Annotated in this window: 7 protein-coding genes; 1 reads left to right on the top strand and 6 read right to left on the bottom strand. The window is 62.6% G+C overall.

All coding sequences use genetic code 11. The annotated features are described in order from the left end of the window. The 6 genes from trpD to Q0H50_RS06405 form a co-directional block, all read right to left on the bottom strand. The coding region (trpD, locus tag Q0H50_RS06430; RefSeq protein WP_294420656.1) for an anthranilate phosphoribosyltransferase at window positions 1-1,027 on the bottom strand (1,027 nt) is incomplete at its 3' end. Between the two features lie 106 nt (window positions 1,028-1,133). After that, on the bottom strand, window positions 1,134-1,784 hold the full coding sequence (locus Q0H50_RS06425; RefSeq protein WP_294420655.1) for an aminodeoxychorismate/anthranilate synthase component II: 651 nt from the start codon (window positions 1,782-1,784) through the stop codon (window positions 1,134-1,136). Continuing rightward, window positions 1,781-3,277: an anthranilate synthase component I family protein gene (locus tag Q0H50_RS06420; protein ID WP_294420653.1), complete on the bottom strand. Its 1,497-nt coding sequence runs from the start codon at window positions 3,275-3,277 to the stop codon at window positions 1,781-1,783. The genes Q0H50_RS06425 and Q0H50_RS06420 overlap by 4 nt, the downstream gene beginning before the upstream one ends. A gap of 682 nt (window positions 3,278-3,959) precedes the next feature. Next, the gene (locus Q0H50_RS06415) at window positions 3,960-4,823 is read right to left on the bottom strand and encodes an Mrp/NBP35 family ATP-binding protein (protein ID WP_294420652.1); all 864 of its coding nucleotides are present in this window, start codon (window positions 4,821-4,823) and stop codon (window positions 3,960-3,962) included. A 177-nt stretch (window positions 4,824-5,000) separates the two neighbouring features. Further along, on the bottom strand, window positions 5,001-5,927 hold the full coding sequence (gene bsh, locus Q0H50_RS06410; protein ID WP_294420651.1) for a choloylglycine hydrolase: 927 nt from the start codon (window positions 5,925-5,927) through the stop codon (window positions 5,001-5,003). Window positions 5,928-6,228: 301 nt separating this feature from the next. Next, window positions 6,229-6,594 carry a hypothetical protein gene (locus Q0H50_RS06405; RefSeq protein ID WP_294420650.1) on the bottom strand — a complete coding sequence of 122 codons (366 nt, stop codon included), beginning with the start codon at window positions 6,592-6,594 and terminating at the stop codon, window positions 6,229-6,231. 488 nt (window positions 6,595-7,082) lie between these two features. On the opposite strand from Q0H50_RS06405, the gene Q0H50_RS06400 reads away from it, so the two are divergent. Continuing rightward, complete coding sequence (locus tag Q0H50_RS06400; protein WP_294420647.1) at window positions 7,083-9,149, top strand: translation factor GTPase family protein; 2,067 nt, start codon at window positions 7,083-7,085, stop codon at window positions 9,147-9,149. The last annotated feature ends 769 nt before the right edge of the window (window positions 9,150-9,918 follow it).

The raw sequence follows: 9,918 nt of genomic DNA, 5'->3' as shown, positions 1-9,918 counted from the left end.
TGCTGGCCTTCGCGTATGCCTCGAGCGTTGCGGCGGCGGCTCCGGAGTCGATCAGCTCGTTCGCAAGCTCGACGCCATCGCGCAGCGAAGGAGCCGTGCCCGCCACGTACATACCGGCAGCAGCGTTGAGCACCACGGTATCGCGCCGGCATCCGTGCTCCTTCCCGTTTAGGATATCGCGCGTGATCTGGGCGTTTCCCTCGCGAGAGCCGCCGCGCAGGTCGTCGCGTGTGCAGCGGGGCATGTCGAACTGCTCCGGCGTCAGCTCGTAGGTGCGGAAGGCCGGCGCGTGGAAGTCGCCGCCGCCGAATTCGCATACCTTGGTGGGTCCGGCGCAGGACAGCTCGTCGAGCACGCACTCCCCGTACACCACCATGCCGTGCTGCACGCCCAGGCTCACGAGCACGCGAGCCAGCGGCTCCACCAGCGCGCCGTCGTAAACGCCGAGCACCATATAGCGGGGGTTTGCGGGGTTCGTCAGCGGCCCTAGGATGTTGAACACGGTGCGAATGCCCAGCTCCTTGCGGATCGGGCCGACGTGCTTCATCGCCGCGTGGTACTTTTGCGCGAACAGGAAGCAGATGCCGACCTCGTCAAGCAGCTTGCAGCACAGCTCGGGGTCCTGCTCTATGTTGACGCCGAGCGCTTCCAGACAGTCGGCCGCGCCGGAGCTCGACGATGCCGCGCGGTTCCCGTGCTTCGCCACTTTTGCGCCGCTGGCTGCGATGATGATCGAAGCCGTGGTGGAGATGTTGAAGCTGTGCGCCTTGTCGCCGCCCGTTCCCACGATCTCGAGCACGGGGTTTGGATAATCGGCCGGCGTCGCGAACGTGCGCATGGCCGTGGCGCAACCGGCGATCTCGTCGATGGTCTCGGCTTTCGTGCTCTTCGTGGACAGCGCGGCAAGGAAGGCCGCCGTCTGGACCGCCGTGGTCTGCCCGGACATGATCTCGCAGATGGTGTCGTAGGCTTCTTGGTAGGAAAGGTCTTGCTTGTCGACGAGCTTCTGAATGGCTTCGGTGATCATGATGTTCCTTTCGGATAAGGGTGTGAACTGGGGAAATGGTGAATACGCGAGCCGTTGCGCCATCGTTTGACTCCCCGCTCCGAAGGTCGAGTGGACATGGTTGGCGTCAGCATGGCGCACTCGCGTTCGCGTGCGAGCTTGCGTTCGCTTTCCCAATCGGGCATTCGTTGGCGCCCGCCTTCCCGTTCGGCACCAGGGACAGGAAGTTCGCCACGATCGCGGCCCCATCGGGCGTCATGATGCTTTCGGGATGGAATTGCACGCCGAATACGCGTTGATCGGCGTCTTCGACCGCCATGACTTCGCCATCGGCCGTTTCGGCGGTGACGCGCAGGTGCTTCGGCAGCGTGCGCCCATTGGCTGCAAGCGAGTGGTAGCGGGCAACGGGAAAAGTGTCGGGCAGGCCGCTGAACAGGGCGCTTTCCCGCGTGCACTCGACGGTGGACACCTTTCCGTGCATGAGCTCCTTTGCATATCCGACGGTGCCGCCGAACGCTTCGCAGATAGCTTGATGGCCCAGGCATACGCCCAGCATGGGGATGCGCCCGGCGAAGCGCTTGATGGCGGGGATGCACACGCCGGCATCGGAGGGACGCCCCGGACCCGGCGACAAGATGATGGCATCAGGGGCAAGCGCTTCGATATCGTCGCAGGTGAGCGCGTCGTTTCGCATGACGATGATATCGGGTCGCATGCCGCCGACAAGCTGATAGAGGTTGTATACGAAGCTGTCGTAGTTGTCGATGAGCAGGATCATCGCAGGCCTCCTTGCGCAAGCTCGATGGCGTGCACCACCGCGCGCGCCTTGTTGCGGCATTCCGCATACTCGGTTTCGGGGACGCTGTCGGCCACGATGCCGGCTCCCGATTGCACGCACACGCGGCCGTCTTTCTTGTACGCCAGGCGAATGGAGATGCACGTGTCCATGTTCCCGGTGAAATCCAGGTACCCGATCGCGCCGCCGTAGATGCCGCGCTTGGTCCCTTCGAGCTCCTGGATGATCTCGGCCGCACGAAGCTTCGGGGCGCCGGAAAGCGTGCCGGCAGGCAGGATGGCATCGATGGCGTCAACGGCGTCTTTGCCCTCCGCAAGCATGCCGGAAACCTCCGAGCCGATGTGCATGACGTGCGAGAAGCGATGCACGTGCAGGTACCGCTCGACATGCACGCTCCCCAGTTCGCATACGCGACCCAGGTCGTTTCTTCCCAGGTCAACAAGCATATTGTGCTCGGCGAGCTCTTTTTCGTCGGCAAGAAGGCCCGCTTCGAGCGCTTCGTCTTCTTGGGCGGTTGCGCCGCGCGGCCGCGTTCCGGCCAGGGGAAACGTTTTCACGCAGCCCTTCTCCAGGCGCGTCAGCGTTTCGGGGGATGCGCCGGCAAGCTCGATGTCGTCGCTTGAGAAGAAGAACATGTACGGGGAGGGGTTCGTTGCGCGCAGCACGCGGTACACGTCGAGCAGGCTGCCGCGGGCGGGTGCCGACAAGGGGTTCGACAGCACCACCTGGAAGATGTCTCCCTCGTGGATATAGTGCTTCGCGCGCTCGACCATGTCGGTGAATTGCGCTTGCGAGAAGCGGGGCGTAAGCTCGGTTTGCAGCGAGAGGGCGGGGAAGTAGGCACGTGAGCCGCTGGTCAGCAGGTCGACTATCCGGTCGCAGGCGTTCTCCGCCTTTGCGTACGCGGCTTCGACGCCTTCGGGGTCGGAAAGGTCCGCGCCGGCGATGATCTTGAGCTTCTGCTCAAGGTTGTCGAACACGATGACCTGGTCGAACAGCATCAGGTCGACATCGCGGAAGTCGCGGTCGGCCAGCTGGTTCTCGCGCAGGCGCGGCTCGGCGTACTTGATGTAGTCGTAAGCGAAGTATCCGACAAGGCCGCCGGCGAAAGGCGGCATGCCCGGCACGGCGGGGCTGGCGAAGCGGGCCAGCACGTCGCGGATGGCGTCACCGGGATGCTCGACGTGCCGCTCGACGGTGCGCATAGGTTCGTCCTCTGCTCCTTCGCGGATGTTGAGCAAGCCATTTGTGCAGGTCAGCTCCATGGTAGGGTTGCAGCCAAGGAACGAATAGCGCCCCCAGGTGCGCCCCTGCTCGGCGCTTTCGAGCAAAAAGCAGTGGCAGCTTGCCGAGCGCAGCGTGCGCAGCGCCTCCACCGGCGTGAACCGGTCCGCTAATAGCTCCTTGCATACGGGCACGCGGCGATACGCTCCGGTTCGCGCATAAGTTTGCACCGCCTCAAGCGTTGGGAACATTGGGCACCTCCTTGAAGGCTTGTCCGGCCTGGCGACCGGTGCCGAATCGGGCAATGAAAAAGCCCGTCCCGGCAAACGACAACGTCTACCAAGGACGGGCTTGCAACTTTTGCCCGCGGTGCCACCTTGATTCCCGGCTTTGCGGCCGAGCACTTTGCGAAGCGCCTTCACGCTTCCGGCAACTAACGTATGCCCTCACGTCACGGATACTGAGCGCGCGATGCAATCGCGCCGCCGTTCACCATGCCCTCAGCGGCCCATTTAGCAATCTGCGTCCGACCCGACTCTCAGCAACGCGGGTTCTCTGTGCGTGCACAACTGCCTTGACTTCCGCCTCAACGGTTTGTTGAAACTGGTTGTGAGAATGCCGCAACTTTTGCCTAGCGTCAAGATAGAATTTTGCAAACGGCGGGAAATTATTTTGCGGTCACCGAATGTGACCGGTTGCTGGAAGAGTATTGGTTACTGAAACCGGTCACCGGCCTGCACCGAATATGGAACGATATGCAGGAAGCTTATCCCCAGGTCAGTGTATGGTTTTGCGAAGAGTTGCCTTGCAGTCAAGCAATGCGTTTGTCGCGCGTGAACGCACCTCCGTCCCCTGTTCATGTATGAAGAAAGCCTGCGAACCCCAAAGGGTTCGCAGGCTTTCGCAATTTAAAGGCTTGTGGCGGAGTAGCCGTTATTCGGCTGCTTCCTCTTCCTGCTTTTCGCCGGCTTCGACGATTTTGTCGATGATGACGTCCAGCTTGCCTTCCACGTCGTAGTCCTCGACCTTGCCTTCGTCGCACAGGCGCGCGAACTTCGGGTCGATGGGCAGGGTGGTGTAGGCGGGGATGTTGTAGCGCTCGGCAACCTCGGCGCCCTGAGGCTCGCCGAAGATGTGGTGCTCCTTGCCGCAGTCGTCGCACTTGAAGTAGGCCATGTTCTCCACCAGGCCCAGCACCTCGACGTCCATGTCATGCGCAAGGTTGACCGCCTTGCCCACGATCATGGCCACCAGCTCCTGCGGCGCAGATACGGTGACGATGCCGTCGACGGGCAGCGACTGGAACACGGTGAGCAGCACGTCGGAGGTTCCCGGAGGCATGTCGACGAACAGGTAGTCGATGTCGCCCCAGTTCGTCTCGCTCCAGAATTGGCGGATGGCGTTGGACACGACCGGGCCGCGCCATGCCACCGGCAGGTCGCCCTTGGGAAGCATGAGGTTGGTGGACATGACCTTGATACCCGTTTTGGTTTGGCCGGGCAGGATGCCGTCGGCGTCGGCGGTCAGCGGGTTGGTGATGCCGAAGGTCTTCGGGATGGAGGGGCCGGTGATGTCGGCGTCCAAGATGCCCACCTTGTTGCCGCGCTTGTTCATTTCGCTGGCAAGCAGGCTGGTGACCAGGGATTTGCCGACGCCGCCCTTGCCGGAGACAACGCCGATGACGTGCTTGACGTTGCTGCGCTTGTTCGTCTCAAGCTTGGTGGGGCCGGCGGCGGTGCGCTCGCCGCATCCCGAAACACCGCAGCTGCCGCACTCGTGCGAGCACTCTTCTGCCATGATTCCTTCTTTCTTATTGTGCTCCCAGATGTCTGGAAGCGCCACTCGTCCTGAAGGGATGATAGCACAACGCGTCAACGCAACGGCCAATTAGCACCTGCGACGTGACATATGCGGCATATTGTCAAGCAAACCCCGCTTTATGCATTTTGAGGTGCTTCGGGCGGGTGGGCGTGGCTACTGCAGCTGTTGGACTTCGGTGGCGTCGAGGTTGAAGTCCTTGAATGCGGCGGTGGTGTAGGCGGGGTTCTCGTAGGTGTTGAAGTAGTAGCGACTCTCGCGAGCGGAATAGGCGCTGGTGAACACAGTGAATTCGTTCGCGCCGTCGTTCATCTGCGCGCTTCCCTCCACCATTGCCACGCCGCCGAGCGTGCGGAAGACGCGCGCAACGTTGCCGCTCTCGGTATCTTTCGGCGCATGATGTGCGTTCAGGTAAGCGGCGCGCACGAAACGCGAGGGCGAGTACACGTCGCCAGGCAGCCCGCGCATGCCCGCGCCGGCGCCGTAGGGCGTCAGCGTTGCGTTCGCCCACGTCACGGAGCTAGGCGCGCTAGGGGTCACGTTCATGTAGCTGCGCAGGTTTTCCAGGTGCCACGCAAGGCCCGGCTGATTGGCCAGCACGTCGGCGGGGTCGCGCATCACCTGCAGGCCCTCGGCGGTCGACTCCACCACGATGCAGCCGCTGGCGTCGGCGATGATCCAGTGCAGCATGCTGATGGGGAAGTCGCCGAAGCCCTTGTTCACCAGCGTGATGTTGGCCAGCGCCGCCTCGACGTCGTCGACCTTGTCGAAGTTCGAGGTGACCCACAAGGGGAATTCGTATGGAGCGACGGCCGTGGTTCCCGGGCGGACGTCGTCGGGGAAGTATGCGTAGCCGGGGAAGTTCAGGCCGGCGATGGCCAGGCCGTTCTCGTTGGCGCAGTCAAAGTACAGCGGATACCCTTCCGAGGCGATGGCCATGCCCAGCACCGCGCGATGCCCCGTGTTCGCAGGATGGTTGCGCGGCGTGAACGTGATGGTCTCGCCATAGCCGTACGCCCAGTCCAGGTTGCGGCCGAAATACAGGTTTCCGTCAGGGTCGGTGAATCGAATCGCCGTGCACATATGTGCCTCCGTTCAACATTGGCGCGTGGGTTTGCGCCTGCGCTTGCTCCTTCGGGGCGTTTTGCCCCTGCGGAAAAGGAATGGTACGCCTGCGGCAGCAGCTTGCAATGGGGAAACCCCGAGCGTTGCCTTCGCGTTGCGAAGCCGTTGAGCGGAGTTCGTGCGGCTTGCGGGGCGGGGATCGTGCGACGCGAAAAGCCCGCGCATCGCATGAGACGATATGCGGGCTGTTGGGCTCGGAGGATTCTGGTGATGAGCGCGAAAGGCTCGAGAACGGCGAACAACCGCCATTGTCCTTGCGCTATTTCCCGTTGCGGATCTTCTTGATGCCGCCGGCGGCTATGGCGGCGCCTGCGCCGATGGTGAGCACGCCAGGTCCGGGCAGTATGAGCATGGGAACGCCGACTGCCATGACGGCGGCGCCTGCCACGGTTTGGGCTGCGCCCGTTAGACGCGAAGCGGCAGCGGCGGCATCTCCTTGATTGCGAACGGGGTTGCCGCGGCCGTCGACGAACGTGGTATGCAGCGGCTGGTTGTCCACCTTCCCGACGCGTTTGCCGAACGAGGGCGGCGTGAAGGATTCCGCTGCTGTTTGGGCGGCAGCGGCAGCGCCGCGCGCCGCGTCGACCGGGTTCACGTCGATGATGGGATGTTTCGGGAACGCCATGAGCTGCTCCTTATGCGTAGCGCCGCATGGGCGGCGCGTGGTAAACCTTGTGCGGGACGGGCCTAGCAGCCGCGTTCCGCTATCCGTAGGGTATCGCGCCGCGGGTGCCGCGGGCTCGCGCATGCCGACGCTGTCACCAACGCGTAACGAGTTCGCCACATGTCTCATTTCGCCTAGTTATGGTTTGATCTTCCGGTAGCGCCTTGGTTTCCCGTTCGCTTTCTCCTTAGCGCTCGCGCTCGTCTCCGACCCGCCTTTCCCATAATGCCCTCGAAGCGCCTCGGTTTTCCCATGCGGCGCCTCTGCCCGTCGATGGATGCCTCTCTGCAACGCCCCGGGGCGTATCCATCATCAGGCGTTTTGCCGGTTCACGCTGGGTTTTGCGCTACACTATCGATAGTGTTCCGACCGTTTGGTTCGACTGCGTCCCGCGCTTGAATCGAGTTGGCGAATCGGGCGCGACGCCTTTATAAGGGGAAGGTGATCGTATGGCAGCTCCTGCTACCGAACATGTCCGAAACATCGTGCTGGTGGGCCAAGACGGCGCCGGCAAAACCTCGCTCGCCGAGGCTATGCTGCACGTTTCAGGCCGCACGCCGCGCATGGGCACCACCCACGACGGCAAATCCTACCTTGACTACGACCAGGAAGAGATTCGCCGCAAGTTCACTCTGGGCACTTCCGTCGCGCCCATTCCGTACCATGATTACAAGATCAACCTGCTTGACACCTCGGGCCATCCCGACTTCATCGGCGACACGCTTGCCACCATGCAGGCTGCCGAAATGGCGCTGTTCGTCATCGATGCCGTCGCAGGTCCCCAGGTCATGACCACGAAGCTGTGGCGTGAAGCCGAGGGCATGCGCCTGTCGCGCGCCGTGTTCATCAACCACATCGACCGCGAGCATGCGAACTTCGACACCATCATGGCGCAGCTGCACGCGCGCTTCGGAAGCCGCTTGGGCCCGGTCACCATTCCCATCGGCGTTGCCGAGGACTTCAAGGGCGTTATCGATGTGCTGCGCATGAAGGCCCGCTACTTCGACCAGGACGGTACCACCGACGACCGCATCGAGGACATCCCGGCCGAGTACGCCGAGGCGGCGCAGGTCGCGCGCGACCGCCTGTGCGACCTGGTGGCCGAGGCCGATGACGACCTGATGATGAAGTACCTGGACGGCTCCGAGCAGCTGACGCAGGAAGAGCTCGAGAGCCTGCTCGATAAGGCCATCGCGCAGGAGCTGTTCATTCCCGTGTACGTGGGCTCCACCATCATCGAGCAGGGCATCCGCTGCGTGATGAAGGATATATGCACCTACTTCCCGCACCCGCGCCACCACGGCGCCTTCCGTCTTGCCAACGGCGAGGAGACGTTCGTGGACGAGGATGGCGAGCCGGCGGCGTTCGTCTTCAAGACCGTTGCCGACCCGTTCGTGGGACGCTTGAGCTACTTGAAGCTGATCAGCGGTGTGCTCACGCCCAGCATGGAGCTCATCAACGCGCGCACGGGCAAGAAGGATCGCTTGGGCCATCTGTATGTGATGATGGGCAAGGAGGCCACGGATGTGAAGTCGGCGAAGGCCGGCGACATCATCGTGGTTCCCAAGCTCACCGACACGCGTGCCGGCGACACGCTGTCGCAATCGGGCACGATGTCCATCGATCCGCTGCCGCTGCCCGTACCGCAATATCCTGTCGCCATCGAGGCTGCCAACAAGAAGGAAGAGGACAAGGTCGGCACCTTCCTTGCGCGCGCGGTTGAGAACGACCCCACGCTGCGCGTTGCCCGCAATGAGCAGACGCACCAGACCATCGTCACGGCAATGGGCGAAGCTCAGGTGGAAACGCTGCTTGCGCGCATGAAGGAGCAGGCGAAGGTGGAGGCGCGTCTGGTTCCCGTGCGCATCCCGTATCGCGAGACCATCACGAAGACCGCCGAGGCGCAGGGACGTCATAAGAAGCAGACCGGCGGCGCAGGCCAGTTCGGCGACTGCTGGCTGCGCATCAGCCCTAACCCTGGCGAGGGCTATGAATTCTTTGACGAGGTCAAGGGCGGCGCCATCCCCGGCGGTTTGATTCCTGCTGTTGACAAGGGCGTTCAGGAGGCGATGGCCGAGGGCTTCTTGGCGGGGTATCCCATGGTCGACATCAAGTGCGCCGTGTTCGACGGCTCGTACCATTCGGTCGACTCCAACGAGATGGCGTTCAAGACCGCCGCGCGCATCGGCTTCCGGGCGGCGTGCGAGCAGGCTGGTGCCATTCTGCTCGAGCCCATGGCGACCATGGATATCGTGGTGACCGAGGAATATGCCGGCACCGTTATGGGCGACATCGCCACGCGCCGCGGACGTATCGTGGGCACCGACTCCACCGACGAGGGCGAGACGGTCATCATGGTGCGCGTGCCGTATGCCGAGGTCATCAGCTACACCAAGGACCTGCGCGCTATGACGCGCGGTTCCGGCAGCTACTACATCGAGCTGGAGGGCTACGACCCTGCGCCCGCCGACGTGACGAAGAAGCTGGTCGAGGCTTACCAGGCATCGAAGGCATAAGCAGGTCCATAAGATGATTGCAGCGAGCCGTCCTTCGGGGCGGTTCGCTGTTTGCTGCGGTGAAGCGCTTCGGCTTGGTGTTCGCATTTGCGCCTCCTGGTGCGTTCTTTGCGGGATGGTTTGGCGATCGCGCGGTGCGGATCGGGGGTGTCGGCGTGCGTGGGAGCACGGAGTAGTCTGCGTTTCGCAGCGGTCTGTATGTGCGGAAGTGCAGAGTCGCTCTGCACTTCGTGACGGCCGGCTCGCTTGTGGCGGGCAGGCCCTGAGTTTGCGAGGAGCCCGCCCGTTCCAAAGGGAGGAGAGGCGATGGGGAGTGAAGCAGCAGGTCAGGAGCGTCTCCCATGACACGGCCCGCTTAAATCCAGCCGCCTCATCGCCTGATACGAGTATGACGCCGCCATCTTGCAGAACCCTTGTCCGTTGCGCCGAAAGCTGTCGGGCGAACCTTGCGGGCTAGGGAAGATTGTGTCCGCTGGAGAGTTGTCGGAATGACCGTGATACCTTGCATCGTTGGCGGGTTGCAGTCTCCTTTGTCTTGCGAATGTGTGAATCCCCAGATAAGCGGGCTTCCGTGTCCTGTGCGCTAGCGTTCCGAGTCGTCTGACGCATCTTCTTCTAGCTCCGGTAACTTTTCCTCATGTGGGCATTTTTCCTAGACGGTTCGCCGAGTTCTTGGTAGGCTCGAACCATTGAGGTAACGTACTATTTCTTTCGCAAATTGAAAGCCGAATACGTCTAGGAATGAAAAAGACATGGTCGTCAGCCATCG

It is taken from the genome of uncultured Senegalimassilia sp., from assembly GCF_934632265.1.
Taxonomy (GTDB): Bacteria; Actinomycetota; Coriobacteriia; order Coriobacteriales; family Eggerthellaceae; genus Senegalimassilia.
Note: the sequence above shows the minus strand (reverse complement) of the source record. Positions and strands in the feature narration are given on the sequence as shown.